Annotated in this window: 22 protein-coding genes; 7 read left to right on the top strand and 15 right to left on the bottom strand. The window is 63.4% G+C overall.

Annotated features, from left to right (window positions below):
- Positions 1–45 precede the first annotated feature (45 nt).
- On the bottom strand, positions 46–1311 hold the full coding sequence (locus CEY09_RS04945) for an O-antigen ligase family protein (RefSeq protein WP_377785519.1): 1266 nt from the start codon (positions 1309–1311) through the stop codon (positions 46–48).
- A gap of 118 nt (positions 1312–1429) precedes the next feature.
- A complete protein-coding gene (gene icd / locus CEY09_RS04940) occupies positions 1430–2686 on the bottom strand; it encodes an NADP-dependent isocitrate dehydrogenase (protein ID WP_006217809.1) in 1257 nt (418 codons plus the stop codon).
- A 281-nt stretch (positions 2687–2967) separates the two neighbouring features.
- On the opposite strand from icd, the gene CEY09_RS04935 reads away from it, so the two are divergent.
- The gene (locus CEY09_RS04935) at positions 2968–3393 is read left to right on the top strand and encodes a DUF1841 family protein (RefSeq protein ID WP_006223558.1); all 426 of its coding nucleotides are present in this window, start codon (positions 2968–2970) and stop codon (positions 3391–3393) included.
- 72 nt (positions 3394–3465) lie between these two features.
- Here the strand turns inward: CEY09_RS04935 and CEY09_RS04930 are convergent, their stop codons facing one another.
- Both CEY09_RS04930 and CEY09_RS04925 read right to left on the bottom strand, forming a co-directional pair.
- Complete coding sequence (locus CEY09_RS04930; protein WP_088587777.1) at positions 3466–3828, bottom strand: c-type cytochrome; 363 nt, start codon at positions 3826–3828, stop codon at positions 3466–3468.
- An 11-nt stretch (positions 3829–3839) separates the two neighbouring features.
- Positions 3840–4193 carry a c-type cytochrome gene (locus CEY09_RS04925; RefSeq protein WP_006217806.1) on the bottom strand — a complete coding sequence of 118 codons (354 nt, stop codon included), beginning with the start codon at positions 4191–4193 and terminating at the stop codon, positions 3840–3842.
- A gap of 178 nt (positions 4194–4371) precedes the next feature.
- Between CEY09_RS04925 and CEY09_RS04920 the strand changes: the two genes are divergently transcribed.
- Together CEY09_RS04920 and CEY09_RS04915 are read left to right on the top strand one after the other, a co-directional pair.
- Entirely contained in the window at positions 4372–5253 is an 882-nt protein-coding gene (locus CEY09_RS04920) for an AAA family ATPase (protein WP_006223556.1), read from the top strand.
- 25 nt (positions 5254–5278) lie between these two features.
- On the top strand, positions 5279–6451 hold the full coding sequence (locus CEY09_RS04915; RefSeq protein WP_006223555.1) for a vWA domain-containing protein: 1173 nt from the start codon (positions 5279–5281) through the stop codon (positions 6449–6451).
- Between the two features lie 72 nt (positions 6452–6523).
- Here CEY09_RS04915 and CEY09_RS04910 read toward each other — a convergent pair whose 3' ends face one another.
- The 3 genes from CEY09_RS04910 to CEY09_RS04900 all read right to left on the bottom strand — a co-directional run bounded on the left by CEY09_RS04910 (position 6524) and on the right by CEY09_RS04900 (position 8410).
- Positions 6524–7081, bottom strand: coding sequence for a GNAT family N-acetyltransferase (locus CEY09_RS04910; protein WP_088587776.1), 558 nt, complete (start codon positions 7079–7081; stop codon positions 6524–6526).
- A gap of 102 nt (positions 7082–7183) precedes the next feature.
- On the bottom strand, positions 7184–7561 hold the full coding sequence (locus CEY09_RS04905) for a hypothetical protein (RefSeq protein WP_088587775.1): 378 nt from the start codon (positions 7559–7561) through the stop codon (positions 7184–7186).
- Between the two features lie 249 nt (positions 7562–7810).
- Positions 7811–8410 (bottom strand): GNAT family N-acetyltransferase, encoded by a 600-nt coding sequence (locus tag CEY09_RS04900; protein WP_088587774.1) that lies wholly within the window; start codon positions 8408–8410, stop codon positions 7811–7813.
- A gap of 107 nt (positions 8411–8517) precedes the next feature.
- On the opposite strand from CEY09_RS04900, the gene CEY09_RS04895 reads away from it, so the two are divergent.
- On the top strand, positions 8518–11274 hold the full coding sequence (locus CEY09_RS04895) for a M16 family metallopeptidase (protein WP_088587773.1): 2757 nt from the start codon (positions 8518–8520) through the stop codon (positions 11272–11274).
- A gap of 287 nt (positions 11275–11561) precedes the next feature.
- On the top strand, positions 11562–11951 hold the full coding sequence (locus CEY09_RS04890; protein WP_088587772.1) for a DUF4148 domain-containing protein: 390 nt from the start codon (positions 11562–11564) through the stop codon (positions 11949–11951).
- Positions 11952–12372: 421 nt separating this feature from the next.
- Here the strand turns inward: CEY09_RS04890 and dnaJ are convergent, their stop codons facing one another.
- The 7 genes from dnaJ to hrcA form a co-directional block, all read right to left on the bottom strand.
- Positions 12373–13506, bottom strand: coding sequence for a molecular chaperone DnaJ (gene dnaJ, locus CEY09_RS04885; RefSeq protein WP_006223549.1), 1134 nt, complete (start codon positions 13504–13506; stop codon positions 12373–12375).
- A 109-nt stretch (positions 13507–13615) separates the two neighbouring features.
- Complete coding sequence (dnaK, locus tag CEY09_RS04880) at positions 13616–15541, bottom strand: molecular chaperone DnaK (protein ID WP_088587771.1); 1926 nt, start codon at positions 15539–15541, stop codon at positions 13616–13618.
- Positions 15542–15621: 80 nt separating this feature from the next.
- Entirely contained in the window at positions 15622–16026 is a 405-nt protein-coding gene (locus CEY09_RS04875; protein WP_088587770.1) for a thioredoxin family protein, read from the bottom strand.
- 17 nt (positions 16027–16043) lie between these two features.
- Complete coding sequence (grpE, locus tag CEY09_RS04870; RefSeq protein WP_088587769.1) at positions 16044–16601, bottom strand: nucleotide exchange factor GrpE; 558 nt, start codon at positions 16599–16601, stop codon at positions 16044–16046.
- Positions 16602–16724: 123 nt separating this feature from the next.
- Entirely contained in the window at positions 16725–16961 is a 237-nt protein-coding gene (locus CEY09_RS04865; RefSeq protein ID WP_006223544.1) for a hypothetical protein, read from the bottom strand.
- Positions 16951–18075 carry a ferrochelatase gene (hemH, locus tag CEY09_RS04860; RefSeq protein WP_088587768.1) on the bottom strand — a complete coding sequence of 375 codons (1125 nt, stop codon included), beginning with the start codon at positions 18073–18075 and terminating at the stop codon, positions 16951–16953. The genes CEY09_RS04865 and hemH overlap by 11 nt, the downstream gene beginning before the upstream one ends.
- Positions 18076–18120: 45 nt before the next feature.
- On the bottom strand, positions 18121–19125 hold the full coding sequence (hrcA, locus tag CEY09_RS04855; RefSeq protein WP_006223542.1) for a heat-inducible transcriptional repressor HrcA: 1005 nt from the start codon (positions 19123–19125) through the stop codon (positions 18121–18123).
- A gap of 144 nt (positions 19126–19269) precedes the next feature.
- Between hrcA and CEY09_RS04850 the strand changes: the two genes are divergently transcribed.
- Positions 19270–20169 carry an NAD kinase gene (locus CEY09_RS04850; RefSeq protein ID WP_006223541.1) on the top strand — a complete coding sequence of 300 codons (900 nt, stop codon included), beginning with the start codon at positions 19270–19272 and terminating at the stop codon, positions 20167–20169.
- 13 nt (positions 20170–20182) lie between these two features.
- Positions 20183–21844 carry a DNA repair protein RecN gene (recN, locus tag CEY09_RS04845; protein ID WP_088587767.1) on the top strand — a complete coding sequence of 554 codons (1662 nt, stop codon included), beginning with the start codon at positions 20183–20185 and terminating at the stop codon, positions 21842–21844.
- Between the two features lie 148 nt (positions 21845–21992).
- On the opposite strand, the gene fur is transcribed toward recN, so the two are convergent.
- Positions 21993–22412 carry a ferric iron uptake transcriptional regulator gene (gene fur / locus CEY09_RS04840; protein ID WP_006223539.1) on the bottom strand — a complete coding sequence of 140 codons (420 nt, stop codon included), beginning with the start codon at positions 22410–22412 and terminating at the stop codon, positions 21993–21995.
- Between the last annotated feature and the right edge of the window lie 100 nt (positions 22413–22512).

Here is a 22512-nt window from a genome sequence, read left to right as displayed (position 1 = left end):
CTTGCGTTCAGGGAGGTCTGGCTGGCGGGACGTTCCCGCAGGTTGTCAGCGCGGCGCCGCGGCGGGTGCGGCGCGGGCCGCACGGGGAGTCGTCAACGCAATCAACGTCACGACGATCAGTGAATAATTCGGCACGCTGCGCATGTTGCGGAACATCATTTCGGTGAGGCTGAAGGCGCAATAACCCAGGCAGAACAACAGCCCCAATTGCGCGCCCACGCGGATCACACGGTCATCGCTGGCCAGCCGCCGAAAGAAGATGGCCGCAGGCAGCAGGTACAGCGTCAGGATGCTCAGCAACCCCAGCAGGCCGTAGCCGGACAGGGCCGCCAACATGTCGTTGTGGGGTTCGCCAAACCCCTCGACGACTTCTTCCGTCACGATGTCCTGCTTTTGCAGTGCCAGCAATTCATCGCGGAACTTGCTGGGGCCGACGCCCACGATCGGGCTTTTCTCGAACATCAGGATCGATGCGTGCCACAGCTGAAGCCGGATGCCGAAGGACGTATCGCGGTTGGCCGACGTCGCGAAGCCCTCGACGTCATGCGAGATCTCCTGCATGCGGCTGCTGAACGTCCAGATGGCGGCGGCACTGGCAGCCAGCGCCACACAGACGGCCAGCGCGCAATAAACCTTGTGGCGGCGCTTCCAATTGCGCAGGCCCAAGAGGAAGACCAGCCCCAGGATCGGCAACAGCATCCAGCTGCTGCGTGTTTCGGATACCCAGGTGGCAGCCACCGTCAGCACAACCGCCAACAGCTTCACCCCGGTTTCGATGCGGGGCCAACGCGTGCTGGGGCCCCAGCCCAGGGACAGCAGCGTCATGGCGCCGAACAGCAAGGTCATGTTCGCGAACGCCACGGCGTTGTAGCGCCCGCCCACGTCGACCACGGCCCCGCGCCCCTGCGTTTCCATCGTGACGATCAGCAACCCAGCCCCAGCCAATGCACCGACAACAATGCTCCACTGCACCAGCTTGAGCCAACGCTGCGGCGCGCGCAGCAGCAGCCAAAGCACCGGTATCGCCAACGCAAACCGCAGCAGCTTCTCCAGTTCGGAATTGCTCCACACCCCTCGGACAAGGGATGTGGCGAACATACAGGCCAGGGGCAGCAACAGCGCCAGCGCCATGGGCCACAAGGCCTTGAAATCCATGGGTTCGTAGCGCTTGATCGCATTGGCAGCCAGGGCAGCCAGGGCAATTCCCCCGCTCAAGTAGACGACAGCGGGCCCTCCCACCGGACTGGTCAATGCCAGCGCGGGAACCAGCAATACAAGCCATGTGGCCAGGGATACATACATTCGGGGCACAGCAATCAACCTAATAGGGAAAACGGGAGCGCCGCGCGCATCCTGCGGGTCAGGTAGACAAAACCCGCCCGCCATGACGGCGGGCGGGTTCTGCAAGACTCGCGGGGTAACCCGGGAATTACATGTTTTCGATCATGACCTGGCCAAAGCCCGAGCACGACACCTGCGTCGCACCTTCGAGCAGCCGGGCGAAGTCGTACGTGACCTTCTTGGACAGGATGGATTTTTCCATGCTGGAGATGATCAGGTCAGCGGCTTCGGTCCAGCCCATGTGGCGCAGCATCATTTCGGCCGACAGGATTTCGGAACCCGGGTTCACGTAATCCTTGCCCGCATACTTCGGCGCCGTGCCATGGGTGGCTTCGAACATGGCGACCGAGTCCGACAGGTTGGCCCCCGGCGCAATGCCGATGCCACCCACTTGCGCGGCCAGCGCGTCGGAAATGTAATCGCCGTTCAGGTTCAGGGTGGCGATCACGTCGTACTCGGCCGGACGCAGCAGGATCTGCTGCAGGAAGGCGTCGGCGATCACGTCCTTGACGATGATCTCGCGACCCGTCTTCGGATTCTTGAACTTGCACCACGGGCCGCCGTCGATCAATTGGGCGCCGAATTCCTTTTGCAGCAATTCGTAACCCCAGTCACGGAAGCCGCCTTCCGTGAACTTCATGATGTTGCCCTTGTGCACCAGCGTCAGTGACGTGCGATCGTTGTCGATGACGTATTGCGCGGCCTTGCGCACCAGGCGCTCGGTGCCTTCGCGCGACACAGGCTTGATGCCGATGGAGGACGTGTTCGGAAAGCGGATCTTCTTCACGCCCAGCTTGGTCTGCAGGAACTGGATCAGTTCCTTGGCCTGCTCGCTTTCGGCCATGTATTCGATGCCCGCATAGATGTCTTCCGAGTTCTCGCGGAAGATCACCATGTTGGTCTTCTCGGGCTCGCGCACCGGGGACGGCACGCCCTTGAAGTACGCCACCGGGCGCAGGCACACGTACAGGTCCAGCTGTTGGCGCAACGCCACGTTGAGCGATCGGATGCCGCCGCCCACCGGGGTGGTCAGCGGGCCCTTGATGGACACCACGTAGTCTTTGACGACTTCCAGGGTTTCATCGGGCAGCCAGACGTCCGGGCCGTAGACCTTGGTGGCCTTCTCGCCGGCATAGACTTCCATCCAGTGGATCTTGCGCTTGCCGCCGTAGGCTTTCTGCACCGCCGCGTCGACGACCTTGATCATCACCGGGGTGATGTCGGCGCCCGTGCCGTCGCCTTCGATGAAGGGAACGATGGGCTGTTCAGGCACATTCAGCGAGAAATCAGCGTTGACCGTGATCTTCTGGCCGCCAGCGGGAACCTTGATATGTTGGTAGGACATGAATGCTCCATTTGCTCCGGGTGGTTTTTCTGCAAGCGCCGCATCGGAAAGCGTCCGATTCCGCGGGGAAACCGCCCTCGCGAACCGCACACCGGATGGCGGATACCGATCAATTCTATATCGCAAAGTGGCCGTCCGACCCCACGGCCCAGATGGATGCCTGAAAAAAGGCCCCAGCTTCGCCACTACCTGCCTTCGCTCCCTCCGAAGGGGCATTCCCCCCCCAGGGACCGCCCGGCGGTAAAATAACGTTTCTATAGCCCGCATTCCCTTCCCTGCAGATGTTCAATCCTTCCCGCGACCAAGTCCGCGAATTCTTCATCGACACCTGGCGCAAGCACCGCGCCAACGAGGTGCTGACCCCGCTCGAGGCCATGGCGCTGGACTGGATCATCGAGCATCCCGAATACCACGGCGACCTGGAAAGCCCCGATGCCATGACCATGGAATATGCGGTGGAAAAGGGGCGCACCAACCCCTTCCTGCACCTGTCCATGCACTTGGCGATTGCAGAGCAGTTGTCCATCGACCATCCGCCCGGCATCCGCCGTGCTTACCAGCAACTGACGGCGCGCTCGGATGCGCACCAGGCGGCGCACGAGATCATGGAATGCCTGGGCCAGGTCGTCTGGGAAGCGCAGCGACTGGGCACGCCCATGGACAGCGACACCTACATCGACCTGATCCGCCGCCGCGCCAGCCTGTAAAGGCCCGCCGCCCACAATGAAAAAACCCTCGGGTATCCCCGAGGGTTTTTTATTGCGCCAGGCCGCCAGGGCTTACTTGCGCACGCCCAGATCGCTGGGCAATGACGCCAGCCAGGCAGAGACGTTGGAGATGTCCTGGTCGGACAGCTGGGTCGCGAAAGCGCCCATGATGGGGTTCTTGCGCACGTTGGCCGTGGCCGCGCTGCCGGAGGCGCCGCGCTTGTACGCCTTCAGGGCGTGGACCAGGTAATCGGCGTGCTGGCCTGCCAGCGTCGGGTAGGCGGGGTCTACCGCCGTCTTGGCATCGGCGCCGTGGCACGATGCGCAATTGAACTTGTCGAAGACGGCCTTGCCGGCCGCCAGATCCTGCGCCTGGGCGGCGGTGCCTGCAAAGGCCAAGGTCGCGCCCGCAAGGGCAAGCATGGTGCGGTTCATGTGTTTGCCCCTTATTTGAGATTCGAGTAGTACGCGGCCAGATCGGCGATGTCCTGGTCGGACAGGCTGCCGGCAATGGCGTCCATCGTGGGATGGCTGCGCGCGCCTTTCTTGTACTCGTTCAGGGCAGTTTCGATGTACTTGGCGTTCTGGCCAGCAATCATCGGCACGTGATAGAGCTCGGGAAACGTCGCCTTGTAGCCTTCGATGCCGTGGCAACCGATGCACATGGAGACTTTGTCTCGGGCGTTTTGGATGTTGCCGACAGGCGCTGCGTCAGCAGCAACAGCCTGGCCGGCGATCGCACAGGATGCCATCGCGGCCAACACGGAAACCGTGCACTTCAGAGAGGTTCGCAACTTCATTGGAATGGCTCTTCTTGGTATGGCTTAAGGACTAGGGCCTGCATCACACGAAAAGGCCCCCTGCAAACACGTTGCGGGTCGAACCCAACTGCAAAACCGCCTGATTGTACGATAATTGCTCAGGATTAATACCTTACGATGGTATTGATCCCCGTCAATCCTCGGAAGCCATCAGACAATGTCCGCAGCCCAGTCCGCCCCCTCCACCTCGCCTGCCCGCTTCAACGGAACCGACAGCTACGTCGCCACCGACGACCTGAAACTGGCTGTGAACGCCGCCCTGACCTTGCAGCGGCCGCTGCTGATCAAGGGCGAGCCCGGCACGGGCAAGACCATGTTGGCCGAAGAAGTGGCGCGCGCGCTGGGCCGCCCCCTGCTGCAATGGCACATCAAGTCCACGACCAAGGCGCACCAGGGCCTGTACGAATACGACGCGGTGTCGCGCCTGCGCGACTCGCAACTGGGCGACGAGAAAGTCCGCGACATCCGCAACTACATCGTGCAAGGCACGTTGTGGCAAGCCTTCCAGGCGGACGAGCCGGTGGTGCTCCTGATCGACGAAATCGACAAGGCCGATATCGAATTCCCCAACGACCTGCTGCGCGAGCTGGACCGCATGGAATTCCACGTGTACGAAACGCGCGAGACCATCGCGGCGCGGCACCGCCCGCTGGTCATCATTACCTCCAACAACGAGAAGGACCTGCCCGACGCGTTCCTGCGCCGCTGCTTCTTCCACTACATCCGCTTCCCTGATCGCGAGACCATGCGCGACATCGTGGCCGTGCACTATCCGCACCTGAAGCAGGACGTGCTACGAGCCGCACTGGACACGTTCTTCACGCTGCGCGACGCACCGGGCCTGAAGAAAAAACCGTCCACGTCCGAACTGCTGGATTGGCTGCGCCTGCTGCTGGCCGAAGACGCCACGGCCGCCGAGATCGACGCGCACACCGCCACCGCAGTGCCGATGATGGCCGGCGCACTGCTGAAGAACGAACAAGACGTGCACCTGCTGGAGCGCCTCGCGGCCATGACGCGCGGCGGTCAGCGCCGTTGATCCTGCAGCTACCGGCGGCCCGCACATGCTGATCGACTTCTTCTATCACCTCCGGGCGCACAAGCTGCCCGTCTCTGTCCAGGAATACCTGACCCTGGTGGACGCGCTGCGCCAGGACCTGATGGCGCCCACGCTGGACGAGTTCTACTTCCTGGCGCGCGCCACGCTGGTCAAGGACGAGTCGCTCTACGACCGTTTCGACAAGGCCTTCGGCGCCTATTACAAGGGCATCGAAGCCGCCTTGCCGGCAGGCAAGGAAATTCCGCTGGACTGGCTGATCAAGCAGTTCGAGAAAAGCCTGTCGCCCGAAGACAAGGCCGCGATCGAAAAGCACGGCTGGGACAAGCTGATGGAGCTCTTCAAGGAACGCATGGAAGAGCAGAAGGAACGCCACGCGGGCGGCAGCAAATGGATCGGCACCGGCGGCACCTCGCCGTTCGGCAACGGCGGCTACCACCCGGAAGGCATACGCGTGGGCGGCGCATCGGCCGGCAACCGCACGGCGGTCAAGGTCTGGGACATGCGCCAGTTCAAGGACTACGACGATCAGGTCGAACTCGGCACGCGCAACTTCAAGGTGGCGCTGCGCCGGCTGCGGCGCTTTGCGCGCCAAGGCGCCGAGCTGGAACTGGACCTGGACGACACCATCGCCAGCACCGCGCGCAACGCCGGCCACCTGGACTTGCGGATGGTCCCTGAACGCCACAATACCGTGAAGGTGCTGATGCTGCTGGACGTGGGCGGCAGCATGGACGACCACATCGGGCGCGTCGAAGAGCTGTTTTCAGCGGCCCGCAGCGAATTCCGCAACCTGGAAGTCTATTACTTCCATAACTGCCCCTACGAAAGCCTGTGGCAAAGCAACCGCCGGCGCCAGAACGAACGCTTCGACACCTGGGACGTACTGCGCAAGTACAACCCGGACTGGCGGCTGATCATCGTCGGCGACGCCACCATGAGCCCCTACGAAATCCTGCAGCCCGGCGGCTCGGTCGAGCATTACAACAAGGAACCCGGCGCCGAGTGGATGCGGCGCTTGCTCGATGCGTGGCCCAAATCGGTCTGGTTGAATCCCGAACCCACCGCGTCGTGGCAGTACCGCCAGTCCATCGCGCTGATGCGCGACATCATGCAGGACCGCATGTACCCGGTTACCGTCGCCGGCCTGGAACAGGCTATGCGGGTGCTATCCAAGTAGGATGGGTGAAGCGCGAGCAGAAGCTCCGCAAAGACCGCGAGGCTTCAACGCGCGCAACCCATCGTGCAGCCGTCAGCCATCCACCGGCTGCTCAGGCGTATCCAGCGTCAGCTGATAGAACGCCAGATCCAGCCAGCGGCCGAACTTGAATCCGGCTTCCTTGATCGTGCCGGCATGCTTGAAGCCCAACTTCTCGTGCAGCCTGATGCTGCCATCGTTCGACGCGTCGATGCCGCCAACCAGCACGTGCACCTGATTGACGCGCGCGCGCTCGATCAGCACGCGCATCATGGCCTCGCCCAGGCCCATGCCGCGGAACCGCCCGTCGACGTAGACCGAATGCTCCACCGAATATTTGAATGCGGGCCACGCGCGAAACGTGCCGTAGCTGGCAAACGCCATCAACTCGCCCGCCGCGTTCTCGAACCCCACCACGGGAAAGCCGCCTTGCTGCTTGGCCTGGAACCAGCCCTGCATCGCCTCGCGCGGCCGCGGCTTGTAGTCGTAGAGCGCCGTAGAGTTGACGATGGCGTCGTTGAAGATGGCCAGTATCTGGTCCGCATGGCGTTCATGCGTGCAGTCGACAAGGATGGCGCCATCGGGCGCGAAGGTTTCAGCGGGCGAGGTCATTGAAAAATTGTACCGGGCGCGCCTGCGCCACGACACGCGTCCGCCCGAAAAAAAACCGGCGAATCCGCCGGTTCAGTGCGTTGCTGCCGCTTCTGGCCACTCTCAGGCGGCGCGGCTCTCCACAGATCGGTGGGCGGCGGCTGCCTGGCGCAGGCCAGGACACTGCCGCCAGGAAAGCTCATCGGCGTCCATGTCCAGGTCGAACAGGTCATTGGCAGCCGGCCAGGGATGACTGCGCGCTGCGGCGCCTTCCATTTCCAGCACATGTCCGGCAAACCCGCGGGGCGAACCACCGCACTCCGCGAAATACCGTTGAGTGCTCAGGTCCACGACATAGGTGGTCATGTCATGCGTCAATATGGCCACGAATTGGCCGTCATCACTGGCATAGGCGTACTGGAATTGCCCTTTGATCCCGTCGCCGCTCAGGGCGCTACCGGTCAATTGGGACAAGGCACGCGTGACGATCTCGGTCAGCATGGGTCGTTCCTCCGAAAAATGCGCCGGCAGGATGCCGGCAGCGAAGGCGCGAACGACAAGCACCGGCGCCGCGCTTGCGGCGGCGTCTGGCGTTGGACGGGAAGCCGGTAGACGGCTGTCGCGCATCCCGTCGGCAACAGCTACTACGTTCTTCAAAGCTTACACCCGCACGCGGACCGACCTCAAATTTGCCTTGTGCGCTAAGGATGTTGCATTGCAGCACCCTATGGCGTCGCGGCTTTCCGGCCCTTATGCGGCCGCAACCGGCGGCCCGCCTGACTCTGCGTCACCCTTTTCCTGCTGGCGCCATTGCGCCTGGCCCATGCGGTACAGCACATGGCGACGCAGCGGATGGCCTTCGGGAACGGCGGGATGATCGAACGGATCGGCGTCCTCCTGCATGCCCAGGCGAGCCATCACCGCGCGTGAGCGCTGGTTGCCCACCGCCGTGAACGCCACGATCTCGCCCAGTCCCACCTGCTCGAACCCCACGCGCAGCGCGGCCAGGGCGGCCTCGCTGGCGTAGCCGCGCCCCCAGAACGGCTGGGCCAGGCGCCAGCCGACTTCCACGCCCGGCGCAAATGGCAACACCGGCGGCATCGGCTTGATGCCCACAAATCCCACGAAAGGCGCCACGCCGGGCGCCTCGACCGCCCAGAAGCCCCAGCCGTGCTCGTCTATGCCCGCTGCCAGACGGCCGGCCAGGGCGTCGCTTTCCGGCGCGGACAGCGGCAGCAGGAACTCCGTCACGCGCGGGTCCGCATTCATCTCGGCGAACGGCTTGCGGTCGTCAGCGCGCCACTGCCGCAGCACCAGGCGTGGCGTTTCAACTTCCAGCGATAAAGACATGTCGGATTTCCTTGCGGTTGGCGGGGAGCGCTGCCGGGATCGGCCCTTGAACCATTGCCAACGTATACACTCCAACGGATTCTGCCATGCCAAAGGAATTGTCTGCCATGCGCCTGTCCCTATCGAAGCTGCCGCGCCCGCTGGGTGTGCTGCTGTTTTCCTCCTTTCTGGCCTTCCAGGCCGGCGCCGCCAGCCTTCCGGCCGGCGTCTCGGAGGCCGCCTCGATTGAAGGCATCACCGAATACCGCCTGGCCAATGGCCTGAGAGTGCTGCTGGTCCCCGACGAATCCAAGCCCTCGACCACGGTCAACATGACCTATCTGGTCGGCTCGCGCAACGAGAACTACGGCCAGACCGGCATGGCGCACCTGCTTGAACACATGCTGTTCAAGGGCACGTCCACCACCCGCAACGCCATGGGCGAGTTTTCGCGCCGCGGCCTGCAGGCCAACGGCTCGACCTCCAGCGACCGCACCAACTATTTCGCCAGCTTCGCCGCCAACCCCGAGACCCTCAAGTGGTACCTGGGTTGGCAAGCCGACGCCATGGTTAATTCCCTGATCGCCAAGGAAGACCTGGATTCGGAAATGACCGTGGTCCGCAACGAAATGGAAAGCGGGGAAAACAGCCCCTCCCGCATCCTGATGCAGAAGATGCAGGCCGCAGCCTTCCAGTGGCACAGCTATGGCAAGAACACCATCGGCGCCCGGTCCGACGTGGAAAACGTGGACATCGGACAACTGCGCGCTTTCTATCACGAGTACTACCAGCCGGATAACGCCGTGCTGATCGTGGCCGGCAAGTTCGACCCGCAGGCCACGTTGGCGGACATCGAGGAAACGCTGGGCAAGCTGCCCAAGCCGGACCGCAAGCTGCCGCCCGAATACACCGTGGAACCCGTGCAGGACGGCGAACGCTCGGTCACGCTGCGCCGCACCGGTGGCACCCCGCTGGTCGCTGCGATGTACCACATCCCTGCCGCCGGCAGCCCCGATTTCGTGCCGCTGGACCTGGCCACCGTCATCCTGTCCGACACGCCGTCGGGCCGCCTGTACCATGCGCTCGTCGCCACCAAGCTGGCCTCGGGCGTGTTCGGTTTCACCATGGAAAACCGCGACCCGGGCCTGGCGATGTTCGGCGCGCAACTGCCCCCCGGCAAGAATCTGGACACCGCCGTGCAGGCCCTGACCAGCACGCTGGAAACGCTGGGCAAGAAGCCCTTCACGCAACAGGAACTGGACCGCGCGCGCAGCAAATGGCTGACCGCATGGGAACAGACCTATAGCGATCCCGAACAAGTCGGCGTGGCGCTGTCCGAAGCCATCGCCGCGGGCGACTGGCGCCTGTTCTTCCTGCAGCGCGACCGCGCGCGCAAGGCCTCGCTGGCCGACGTCCAGCAAGCCGCCGTCACCTACCTGGTGCAAAGCAACCGCATCGAAGGCCGTTACATCCCCACGGAAAAGCCCCTGCGCGCGCCGCAGTTGCAGCGTGAAGACCTCTCCGCCGTGTTCAAGGACTACAAGGGCGATCCGGACTTCAAGGCCGCGTCCGCCTTCGATCCCACCCCTGCCAACATCGACAAGCTGACCCAGCGCAAAAAGCTGGACCTGCCCAATGGCCCGGTTCAACTGGCACTTCTGCCCAAGGCCACGCGCGGCAACCGCGTGCAGGCCCAGATGCTGATTCAGTTTGGCAACGAAAAAGACCTGCTGGGCCAGCGCGTGAATTCCAGCGCCGTGGCCGACCTGCTGACTCGCGGCACGGCCAAGCTGTCGCGCCAGGACATCCAGGACCGCCTGGACAAGCTGCAAGCCGAACTGGGTTTCAGCGGCGGCGGCACCACCCTCAAGATCGCCATGTCGACCAAGGGCGAGAACCTGCCTGAACTGACCGCCCTGGCGCTTGATATCGTCCGCAACGCCAACTTCCCGAAGGAACAGCTCGAGGAGTACCAGCGTCAGCTTGAAACCTCGATCCAGAACGCCATGACCGAGCCTTCGGCCCTGGCCGGACGCGCGCTGGCCCGTCAAGACAATCCGTGGCCTGCCGACGACCTGCGCTATGTGCCCACGTTCGAAGAATCGCTTGCCAGCGTGCGCGGCCTGAACCGCGAGGCGCTCGCCAAGTTCCACGCCAAGTTCTACGGCGCGGGCAAGATCGAATACTCGGCCGTTGGCGACTTTGAGCCGGAAGCCGTGGAAAAGGCCATCAAGGCCGGTCTGGCTGGTTGGAAGAAAGCGCCCGCCTACACGCGCGTCGGCAACCCGTACCGCGACATCCCCGCCAAACAGTTCGACATCGACACGCCCGACAAGGCCAACGCCTTCTACGTCTCGCGCATGCCGCTGAAACTGCAAGACACGGATGCCGATTACGCCTCGCTGTACCTGGCCAACTACCTGTTCGGCGCTTCCGAAACCTCGCGCCTGTGGAACCGCGTGCGTGAAACCGAGGGCCTGTCCTACAACGTCCGCAGTTCACTGTCGGTCTCCTCGTTCGAGCCCAGCGCCAGCTGGACCATGTACGCCATCTACGCGCCGCAGAACCGCGAACGCCTGGAAAAGGCCATCAACGAGGAACTGGCCCGCGTCTTGAAGGAAGGTTTCTCGGAAAAGGAAATCTCTGACGGCATCAACGCCCTGCTGAACTACCGCAACCTGGCCCGCGCGCAAGACGACGTCCTGGCCAGCACGTGGCTGGATTACCTGCAGCGTGGCCGCACGTTCGAATGGTCGGCCGAGATGGACAAGAAGATCTCGGCGCTGACGCCCGACGCGGTCAATGCCGCCCTGCGAAAGTACCTGCGCCCGGATGGCTTCAGCACGGCGGTCGCCGGCGACTTCAAGAAGAAAGCCGCCCCCTGACACCCCGCTTCTGCAATACCGGCCCCTGCCTTGGCAGGGGCTTTTTTTTGCATGATGAAATGCCAGCCCCCCTGGTGTTCTGACCTTCGTATCCACAAAACCATGCCATGGGCGGGGAGATTTCTGCATAACCGATCTATTACTCGGTTATTTGGAAAGATGTTTTCAGGGAATACGGGTTTATCCCAGGTGGGATAACGCGCAGAATTCAGTCATCGGGAACAAACAACGAACCACGACGGAGGGCCGCCGGATTCGGTCCCCACTGACAAGATTGGAGGTCTACCATGAAAACCCTAACCACCACCCTGCTGCTATCCCTGGCCCTGGTTGGCGTTGGCGCCCAAGCCGCCGGCGTTGAACAAGGCAAGACCAGCGCCCAAGTCGCGACCGAACTGCAACAAGCCAAGGCTACCGGCCAATACACCTTCGGTGAACTGGACTACCCGCCCGCCCTGCCGCAAGGCGCCAGCCTGAGCTCGCAAGAAGTGCAAGCCCAGCTGCAGCAAGCCAAGGTCAGCGGCCAGTACACGTTCGGCGAACTGCAATACCCGCCCGTCGCCGCAGCGCCCGCCGCCGTCAAGACGCGCGCCGAAGTCCAGCAGGATCTGGCCCAAGCCAAGGCCAGCGGCCAATACACGTTCGGCGAACTCGAATATCCGCCGATCACCCGGTGAGCTGCTTGCTGTAGCCCGGCCGGCCTCAGGCGGCATCATGGCTTGGGGCCGGTTTTTTCGGTACAGCGGCAACCGCAGTAGCAGTGCCTGAGTAGTACCAAAGCAGTACCTAAGCAGTAGAGCAGTACCTGGCAGTAAAGCAGTATCCAGCAGTAGATGTAGCAGAAGCAGTACTGAGCAGTCGCAGCACCTAGCAGTCGCAACACAAGTAGTAGTAGTGGCAACACCTAGCAGTAGCAGCACCTGCAGTACGGCCGCGGCGTCACAGCCGCGGCCTTTTTATTGCGTGGGAAGGCTGAAACGCGAATCCTGGCCAAAGAAATCCGCCGCGGGTCGCACGCCTCATCAGCCCCGACTCCACGATCGACAGCCAAAAAAAAGCCGCGACACAGGTTCGCGGCTTTTTCATGCATCAAGCGATTCAGCTGAAGAATTCCTTCACGCGGTCCGTCCAGGACTTGCTTTGTGGCGAGTGGCGGTCGCCCCCGTCGTTCAGCGAGGTCTCGAACTGGCGCAGGATGCTCTTCTGGTCTTCGCTCAGGCGCACCGGCGTTTCCACGACAACGTGGCAGTACAGGTCACCCGGATAGCTGCCCCGCACGCCGCGGATGCCCTTGCCGCGCAGGCGGAAGGTCTTGCCCGACTGCGTGCCTTCGGGAATCGAGATCTCGGCTTTGCCGCCCAGCGTGGGCACCTGAAGCTCGCCGCCCAGTGCCGCCGTGGTGAACGGGATGGTCAGCTCGCAGTGCAGATCGTCGCCGTCACGCTGGAAGATCTTGTGCTGCTTGATGTGGATTTCCACATACAGGTCGCCCGGAGGGCCGCCGTTGATACCCGGTTCGCCATTGCCGCTGGAGCGGATGCGCATGCCGTCGTCGATACCGGCCGGAATCTTGACCTGCAGGGTCTTGTTGCGGCGGATACGGCCCACGCCGTCGCAGGACGGGCACGGATCCGTGATTTCCTTACCGTTGCCGTGGCAGGTCGGGCAGGTCTGCTGCACGCTGAAAAAGCCTTGTTGCATGCGCACGGCGCCCGAACCGCCGCAGGTGCGGCAGGTCTTGGGCGAGGTGCCGACCTTGGCACCGGAGCCGTGGCAGGTGTCGCAGTTTTCCCAGCTGGGTACGCGGATTTCGGTGTCGAAACCGGCTGCGGCCTGTTCCAGCGTGATTTCCAGCGCGTACTTCAGGTCGGCGCCGCGATACACCTGCGGGCCGCCGCCACGACGGCCACCACCGCCGCCGCCACCGAAGATTTCGCCGAAGATATCGCCGAAGGCGTCGGCAAAGCCGCCGCCCATGCCCGCCCCGCCCATGCCGGCGGAGTTGGGGTCGACGCCCGCATGGCCATAGCGGTCATACGCGGCGCGCTTCTGTTCATCCCCCAGGACCTCGTAGGCTTCCTTGGCTTCCTTGAACTTCTCTTCGGCTTCTTTGCTGTCCGGATTACGGTCCGGATGGTACTTCATGGCCAGCTTTCGATAGGCCTTCTTGAGTTCGTCGTCCGAGGCGTTTTTCGCTACGCCCAGAACTTCGTAATAGTCGCGTTTTGCCATGATCCGTGGGCTCAAAAACGAGCCATCTTTTCAGTGCTACAGAATGAGTTCGCCCGGTAGGCGGATTTCTCCGGCTACCGGGCGGCAGAGGCTGGTCAGCGCCCGGCCATTATTGGTCGCGCTTGACTTCCTTGAAGTCGGCGTCGACGACGTTGTCGTCCACCGGCTTCGCGTTGTCGGCCGCTTGTTGCTGGCCGGCGGCTTGTTGCGCCTGCATGTCGGCGTACATCTTCTCGCCCAGCTTCTGCGATGCGGTCGACAGGGCTTCCACCTTGGCGTCGATCGCGGCCTTGTCGCCTTCCTTCAGCGTGTCTTCCAGGTCCTTGATGGCGGCTTCAATGCTTTCCTTTTCGGAAGCCTCGAGCTTGTCGCCGTACTCGGTCAACGACTTGCGGGTGGCGTGCACCAGCGCGTCAGCCTGGTTGCGCGACTGGGCCAGCTCGGCAACGCGGTGATCTTCCTCGGCGTTGGCCTCGGCATCCTTGACCATGCGCTGGATCTCGTCTTCCGACAGACCCGAGTTGGCCTTGATGGTGATCTTGTTTTCCTTGCCGGTGCCCTTGTCCTTGGCGGACACGTGCAGGATGCCGTTGGCGTCGATGTCGAACGTGACTTCGATCTGCGGCATGCCGCGCGGCGACGGCGGAATCCCTTCAAGGTTGAACTCGCCCAGGGCCTTATTGCCCGCAGCGATTTCGCGCTCGCCCTGGAACACCTTGATCGTCACGGCCGGCTGGTTGTCGTCAGCGGTCGAGAAGGTCTGCGAGAACCGGGTCGGGATCGTCGTGTTCTTCTGGATCATCTTCGTCATCACGCCGCCCAGGGTTTCGATACCCAGCGACAGAGGCGTCACGTCCAGCAGCAGCACGTCCTTGCGGTCGCCCGACAGCACGGAACCTTGGATGGCGGCGCCAGCGGCGACGGCTTCATCGGGGTTCACGTCCTTACGCGGCTCCTTGCCGAAGAATTCCTTCACCTTTTCCTGAACCTTGGGCATGCGGGTCATGCCGCCGACCAGGATCACGTCGTCGATGTCGGAAACCTTCACGCCGGCGTCCTTGATGGCGACGCGGCAGGGCTCGATCGTGCGTTCGATCAGTTCTTCGACCAGCGCTTCCAGCTTGGCGCGCGTGATTTTCAGGTTCAAGTGCTTCGGACCCGAGGCATCCGCCGTGATGTACGGCAGGTTGATTTCGGTCTGCTGAGCGGACGACAGTTCGATCTTGGCCTTTTCAGCGGCTTCCTTCAGGCGTTGCAGCGCCAGCACGTCCTTGGACAGGTCAACGCCTTGTTCCTTCTTGAACTCGGCAATGATGTAGTCGATGATGCGCTGGTCGAAGTCTTCGCCGCCCAGGAAGGTGTCGCCGTTGGTCGACAGCACTTCGAACTGCTTTTCGCCGTCCACGTCGGCGATTTCGATGATGGACACGTCAAACGTGCCGCCACCCAAGTCATACACGGCGATCTTGCGGTCGCCCTTTTCGGTCTTGTCCAGGCCGAACGCCAGCGCGGCAGCGGTGGGTTCGTTGATGATGCGCTTGACTTCCAGACCGGCGATTCGGCCAGCGTCCTTGGTGGCTTGGCGCTGGCTGTCGTTGAAGTAGGCGGGCACGGTGATGACGGCCTCGGTCACTTCTTCGCCCAGGTAGTCCTCGGCGGTCTTCTTCATCTTGCGCAGCACGTCGGCCGACACTTGGGGAGGCGCCATCTTCTTGCCACGCACTTCCACCCAGGCGTCGCCGTTGTCGGCGCGGGCGATGGTGTAGGGCATCAGGTTGATGTCCTTCTGCACCGCCTTTTCTTCGAACTTGCGGCCGATCAGGCGCTTCACCGCATACAGGGTGTTGCGCGGGTTGGTCACGGCCTGGCGCTTGGCGGGCGCGCCGACCAGGGTCTCGCCGTCGTCCATGTAGGCGACGATCGAGGGAGTGGTGCGAGCGCCTTCCGCGTTTTCAATGATTTTGACCTGCCCGCCGTCCATGACAGCCACGCAGCTGTTGGTCGTGCCCAGGTCAATGCCAATAATCTTGCTCATGGTGGGTACCTTGAATTAAATCTATGAAAATAGAGGGAAACTTCTTGTCCCCACATAACTGGGGCTACTCGCAGGGTTTTTCAAGACGCCTGGGCGGAATTTTCCGCACCCCGGTCCTGCAACCGCTGGATTGCCGCGGTGAACTGGGGCAATCCGGGCCAGCCGGTGATGCGTCCAAGCCGCTTTCCGGCCCGGTACAGCACAAAAGTGGGGACGCCATGCAGGGAAAAACGGCGGCCCAGGGGCTCGTCGGCGTAGACGTCGGCCTCGAACCAGGTCAGGCCCAGGCCCAGCAACGTCTCTTGGTGCAGCAACGCCGCCTGCTTGAAAAGATTGCAGTTATAGCAATCCTGGCCCCACAGGAACACGCAGCGCAAATCCGACCCCGGCGCCTGGACCACGGCGGCATCGAATCCAGCGGTGTCGACACGACGCATGCCGAACACCTCGAAGACCTGAGCCGGATCGAAACGGGGATCGGTCATGGTGCGCAGAGCCGCTATCAGCCTTGGCCCGCGGACACCACCACCAGCGCCGGGCGCAGGGTCCGGTCGGCGATGGCGTAGCCCTTCTGCAGCAACTGCAACACGGTGTTGGCGGGCTGCGCGTTGGGAATCGACGAGATAGCTTGATGCAGGTGCGGATCGAACTTGTCGCCCTGGGCCGGCGCGATTTCCTTGAGCAGGTTGCGCTCGAAGGCCGCGGCCAATTGCTTCAGGGTGACTTCAACGCCTTCACGCAACGTTTCAACGGTCTGGTCGGGCTGGGCCAATGCGGCTTCCAGGCTGTCCTTGACCGGAACCAGGCTTTCGGCGAACGACTCGATGCCGAATTTGCGCGCCTTGGACACTTCTTCCTGGGCGCGGCGGCGCACGTTCTCGGCTTCGGCGTGCACACGCAGAAGCTGGTCGTGCTGCTCATTGACGGTAGCCTGGGCGGCGTCCAGTTGGGCGCGCAACTCGTTCAGCTCGGCCTGCGCGGCGTCCTGGGCGGCGGGGGCCGCGTCGGCGTTCTGGCCGACTTCGGGCGTCTGATCTACAGGCTCGTGGGGTGCCGTCATGGGGAATCCTCCAAAAAGAATGGCTTTCGCAGACATGAATGGGGGCCAATACCCCTATTTCAAGCCCGGGAAAGCGAAATATTCCCTGACGGCGCCCGCCCGGGTCCCGGGCGGAGCGACCGCTTACTTCTTGTGGGGCTGCGCCGGCGCGACGGGGTCGCTGGCGGGGAAGCTTTCTTTCAGCGCGCGGTCGACGTGCGCGTCGTCGTCATCCGGTTCGGACCGGATCGCGATGGGATCGCTGGCCGGAAAGGTCTCGGCCAGGGCTTCGTCCAGATCGTGCTCGACCTGATCCTCATCAACAGGGGTTGAAACCGTCCCCTTTTTCACTGCCTTGCCGCTCTTGGGATCATGGTGCATGCGCCTTCTCCTTCAAGTCCGTGGGGGCCCGGGATGTCAGCGGCCAGCCCTGCAAGTTCCGTTCCACCATGCCGGCCAGGCCGGCGATCCAGGCCGGATCGTCGTTCAGGGCGGGGATGTAGCGGAATTGCTTGCCGCCTGCCTCGACAAACGCGTCGCGGCATTCCAGGCTGATCTCTTCCAGGGTTTCCAGACAGTCTGCCACAAATCCCGGACACACCACATCCACCTCCGTCACCCCCGAGGCCGCCAGCGCCTTGAGGGTGGGTTCGGTGTAGGGCTCCAGCCAGCGGGCGGTGCCGAAGCGGCTCTGGAACGTCACTTCGATCTGTTCTCGGGGTAAGGACAGCCGTTGCGACAACAGGCGCGCCGATTCCATGCAATCCCGGTAATAAGGGTCGCCCAGCTCGATCGAATAGCGCGGCAGGCCGTGAAAGCTCATCACCAGCTTCTGCGGCTTGCCATGTTCGCGCCAAAAGGCTTCGATGCGCGCGGCCAGCGGGTCCAGCCAGGCTGGGTCTTCATGAAAGCGCTTGGTGAAGCGCAGTTCGGGCTGGTCGCGCAGACGGGCAGCGTGACGGGTCACCGCGTCGACCACGGTGGCCGTGGTGCTGGCGGCGTACTGCGGATACAGCGGCACGGTCAGGATGCGCTCGCAGCCCGCAGCCCGCAGGCGCGTGATCGCGTCGGGGATCGACGGGTTGCCGTAGCGCATGCCCAGTTCCACCACCGCATCGATGCCCGCCGCGTGCAGAGCCGCGCGCACGCCATCGGCCTGGCGCTGGCTGTAGACCATCAGGGGCGAACCCTCTTTAAGCCACACCCCGGCATAGCGCGGCGCCAGCTTCTTGGGACGCAAGGTCAGCACCAGCCCGTGCAGGATGGGCTTCCACAGGTAGCGGGGGATTTCGATCACACGGGGGTCGGACAGGAATTCGCCCAGGTACTTCTTGATACCGGCCTTGTCCGGCGTGTCCGGGGTGCCCAGGTTCACCAGCAGCACGCCGACCTTGCCTGGCCCGCGCGGCGGCGGATCTTCGTTGAAGGGGTCGTCCTGCTCGGTTTCCGGCAGATAGCGTTCAGGCCACAGGTACTTGAACAGGCGAAGAAACACAAAAACTCCCCTTCCTCCGCAAGGAGGATGTAGCTTTGAATGGACCTACTGGTTGTGGCTGAGGGCGTTGGAGAGCAAACGCGCCGTGATGTCCACGATGGGAATGACGCGCTCGTACGCCATGCGGGTGGGACCGATCACGCCCAGCGTGCCCACCACCTTGCCGTCCACGCCGTAGGGCGCGGTAATGACCGACACTTCTTCCATCGGCACCAGTTGCGAGTCGCCGCCGATGTAGATCTGCACCCCCTGCGCGCGGCTGGACACGTCCAGCAGCTGCAGCAGGTCGGTCTTCTTTTCGAACAGCGAGAACATCTTGCGCAACCGGTCCATGTCGGAGGCGATGTCCGTCACGTCCAGCAGTTTTCGTTCGCCGGAAATGATCATGGCGTCGCCGTCTTCGGCAGCTTCGGCGCTGGCCTCCACCGCTGCCTGCATCAGGCGCGAGATGTCTTCGCGCAGTTGGGCAAGCTCGGTGGACAAGGTCTGGCGCACCGCATTGAAGGACTTGCCTGCGAAATGCATGTTGAAGAAATTGCCGGCTTCCAGCAATTCGGCTTCGACGTAATCGCGCTGCACGAACAGGATGCGGTTCTGAACGTCGCCGTCGGGCGTGACGATGATCAGCAGCACCCGCTTGTCGGACAGCCGGATGAATTCGATCTGGCGGAACACCTGGGCGCGCTTGGGCGTAAGCACCACGCCGGCGAACTGCGTCAGGTTAGACAGCAGCGCGGCCGCGGCATTGACGGCGCGGGTGGGTTCGGCGGCCGACAGCATTTCGCCCATGTTGTGCGGTTGCAGCTGATAGGACTGCACGGCCAGCAAGGAATCGACGAACATGCGATAGCCCCGCGGCGTGGGAACTCGGCCGGCGGACGTATGCGGGCTATGGATCAGCCCCAGCTCTTCCAGGTCCGCCATCACATTGCGGATCGTGGCCGGGGACAAGTCGAAGACTTTCGATAGCGTCCGCGAGCCGACTGGCTGCCCATCGGCGATGTAGCGTTCTATCAACGCTTTCAGTAGTGCGCGTGCGCGGTCATCCATAACAGGTATTTTAGGGAATCTTTTCCAATTAAGGCGATTTTTGTCCCGCAAGCGGATATGCGGCCCCATATAATCGGCTAATCAGCCCCCCCTCCGGGCGGGTTTCGGCTTTCTGGCTTTACCTTTTTCGATAAGCACGCATCCATGCACTTTCCTACCGTCGCCCTGATCGGCAGATACCAGGACACCGGCCTGGACACACCGCTGAGAGCTCTTGCGCACGCGCTGACGCAAGCGGGCAGGCACGTGCTCATCGATGCCGATACCGCGCGCAATACCGGCCTGACCGAATACCCCGTCGCCACCCTCGAAGAAATCGGCCAGCGCGCGTCGCTGGCCGTCGTGATGGGCGGCGACGGCACCGTGCTGGGCGCGGGCCGCCACCTGGCGCCCTTCGGCGTGCCGCTGGTCGGCATCAACCACGGGCGGCTGGGCTTTATCACCGACATTCCGCTGCAAGACGCGCATGGCGCGCTGGCGCGCGTGCTGGAAGGCAGCTTCCAGATCGAAGAGCGCATGCTGCTGGAAGGCAGCGTGTGGCGCGGCGACCAGAAGATGTATTCCGCGTCGGCCTTGAACGACGTCGTGCTGAACCGCGCCGGACGCGGCGGCATGATCGAAGTGCGGGTGGAGCTGGACGGCGCCTTCATGTACACGCAGCGCGCCGACGGCCTGATCATCGCCACGCCCACGGGTTCCACCGCGTACGCCCTGTCGGCCAACGGCCCCATCCTGCACCCCGGCATGAACGCCATGGTGCTGGTACCCGTCGCGCCGCAAACGCTGTCGAACCGCCCTATCGTCATCCCCGACACCGGCGTGCTGAACATGACCCTTACCGCCATGGGCCGGGTCGAAGTGGGCGCCAGCGTGCATTTCGACATGCAGACCTGGTCGGACCTGCAACCGGGCGACCGCATCGTCGTGCAGCGCGCGCCCTATACCATCCGCTTCGTGCACCCCGAGGGCTACAGCTTCTTTTCCACCCTGCGCCGCAAGCTGCATTGGAACCTGATGCCCCAAGCCACCGACAACGTAGAGTAGTTAGCGCCCCGCCATGCTGCGCACCCTGCATATCCGCGACTTCGTCATCGTCGAACAGACCGAGATCCATTTCGGCGCCGGCTTCACCGTTTTCTCCGGCGAGACCGGCGCGGGCAAATCCATTCTGGTGGATGCGCTGGCGCTGACGCTCGGCGAACGCGGGGACGCCAGCATGCTGCGCGAAGGCGCGACCCGCGCCGACATCACCGCTGTCTTCGACACGCCCAAGTCGCTGCACGCCTGGCTGGCCGAACGCGAGATCGACGCCGACGACGAACTGTCGCTGCGCCGCGTCATCGATGCGCAGGGCCGCAGCCGCGCCTATATCAACGGCACGCCCGCTACCGTGGCCCAGTTGCGCGAACTGGGCGACAGCCTGGTCGACATCCACGGCCAGCATGCCCATCAAAGCCTGATGCGCCCCGATGCCCAACGCGACCTGCTCGACGCCCACGGCGGCCATGGCGATCTGCGCCAGGCCGTCGGCCAGGCCTGGAAGCAATGGCGCGCGCTAGCGCGGCAGCTGGAAGCCGCGGAGAAAGACGCCGCCAGCCTGGCGACCGAGCGCGATCGTATCCAATGGCAGGTTCAAGAACTGGACCAGTTGGCGCTGGGCGTGGACGAATGGGATTCGCTGCAATCCGAGCACACCCGGCTGTCGCATTCCCAATCCCTCCTGGACGGCGCCTCGCAGATCCTGGAAGCGCTGGACGGCGAGGGCGATTCCGCGCATCACCGCATCACGGCGGCCAACCACCGCATCCAGCAGATGCTGCGGCACGACCCCGGCCTGCAAGGCGTGCATGACGAACTGGAATCCGCCCGCATCGCGATCAGCGAAGCCGTATCCGACCTGAACAACTACGTCAGCCGCGTCGACCTGGACCCCAAACGCCTGGCCGAGGTGGAGTCGCGCCTGGGCCTCGTGTTCGAGACCGCCCGCAAGTTCCGCGTCGAACCCGACGCCCTGTGCGAATTGCGCGACTCGCTGCATGCCGAGCTGGCCGCGTTGCAGGCCGCGGGCGATATCGATACCCTGCGCGCCCAATTCTCCGCCGCCCAGGTGCAATACGATGCAGTGGCCGCCAAACTCACCACTGCCCGCCGCAAGGTCGCGAAAGACCTGGGCAAACAGGTCACGCAGGCCATGCAGACGTTGGCCATGCAAGGCGGCAAGTTCGAGCCCACGCTGGCGGCGTGCGCACCGTCCGCGCACGGCAACGAGCAGGTTGAATTCCTGGTGGCCGGCCACGCCGGCACCACGCCCCGCCCTCTGGCCAAGGTCGCCTCAGGCGGCGAACTGTCGCGCATCTCGCTGGCGTTGTCCGTCATCGCCAGCCGCGCGGCCCGCGTGCCCACGCTGATTTTCGACGAAGTCGACAGCGGCGTCGGCGGCGCGGTGGCGGAATCGGTCGGCAAACTGCTGCGCGAACTGGGCGAACGCCATCAGGTGCTGTGCGTCACCCACCTGCCGCAGGTCGCCGCCTGCGGTAACAACCAGTTCCTCGTCAGCAAGACCGAATCGCGCGGCACTACGCGCTCCAGTATCGAAGAGCTGGACGCCCCTGCCCGTGTCGAAGAGATCGCCCGCATGCTGGGCGGGATCAAGCTCACCGCCACGACGCGCGAACACGCCCGGGAAATGCTGGAAGGCTTCGGCCAACCCGCCGCCTGATCGCTGTCCGCCTCCGGATAACCCCCGTGGCCGTGCCCGGGGGTTCTTATTTGCCGCCCAACAAAAAGCCCCTTCTCCTTGAAGGGGCTTTGAGACTCACGAACCCGCGGCGAGCGCGGCCGTAGGCCGTGGGACGAACGCAGGCGGCTTAGCGGCCTTTTAGGCAGCTGCCGCAGATGCCGTACAGCACCATCGCGTGGCTTTCCAACGCGAAGCCGTTGTCCTTGGCGATCTTTTGCTGGCGCTTTTCGATGTCCGGATCCGAAAACTCGACCACCTTGCCGCAGTTCGTGCAGATCAGGTGATCGTGGTGATCGCCGTCATTGAGCTCGAACACGGCCTTGCCGCTGTCGAACTGGCTACGAGCAAGAATGCCGGCCTGTTCGAACTGGGTCAGCACGCGGTAGACGGTCGCCAGGCCGATTTCGACGTTTTCGCCGATCAAGGCGCGGTAGACGTCTTCGGCGCTGAGGTGCCGCTGGTCGGATTTACGGAAAATATCAAGAATTTTCAGGCGGGGAAAAGTCGCCTTCAAACCCATGTTCTTCAGTTCGCTTTGGTCGCTCATGGTGTAATCGCTCTCCGTCCGCGTTGGCATGGGCAAGGATGTGGGGCGCGCCGCGAGCCGGCTCCCCTGAATTCATGCCGCCCCGCGGAACTATCCTTAT

The organism is Achromobacter marplatensis, from assembly GCF_002209535.1.
Classification (GTDB): domain Bacteria; phylum Pseudomonadota; class Gammaproteobacteria; order Burkholderiales; family Burkholderiaceae_B; genus Achromobacter; species Achromobacter marplatensis.
The sequence above is the reverse complement of the archived record's forward strand: the minus strand, read 5'-3'. Positions and strand labels throughout refer to the sequence as shown.